The sequence below is a fragment of the Corallococcus praedator genome, assembly GCF_003612125.1.
GTDB lineage: Bacteria > Myxococcota > Myxococcia > Myxococcales > Myxococcaceae > Corallococcus > Corallococcus praedator.
In genome coordinates, this window is the sequence record NZ_RAWI01001221.1 from 1 (window position 1) to 416 (window position 416).

Consider the following 416-nt stretch of genomic DNA (forward strand, 5'->3'; position numbering starts at 1 on the left):
GTGCGGCTGACCGAACTCGGCACCGACCTGACCGACCTGGACGACGAAACCCAGATCACCGGTCGCTGGCAGACCTGCCGCGGGCTTCGCGGCCAGATCGGTGTCGGTATCGACGGTGTGGTGAGCCTGGACCTGCGCGAGGACGGCCCGCACGGGCTGGTGGCCGGCACCACCGGCGCCGGTAAAAGTGAACTGCTGCAGTCGTTCATCGCCTCGCTCGCGGTCAACAATCCGCCGAACCGGCTCACCTTCCTGCTGGTCGACTACAAGGGCGGCGCGGCCTTCCGGGAATGCGCGGATCTGCCGCACACCGTCGGCTACATCACCGATCTGACCCCGGCACTGGTGCAGCGGGCGCTGATCTCGATGAACGCCGAGTTGACCTGGCGGGCGGAACTGCTGGCGCACTACAGCGC

At 67.8% G+C, this 416-nt stretch carries 1 protein-coding gene; it reads left to right on the forward strand.

Going from position 1 to position 416, the window contains the following annotated elements; all coding sequences use genetic code 11:
- Positions 1–416, forward strand: a 416-nt coding sequence (locus D7Y13_RS43820; RefSeq protein WP_279637216.1) for an FtsK/SpoIIIE domain-containing protein, incomplete at both ends; no start/stop codon positions are given.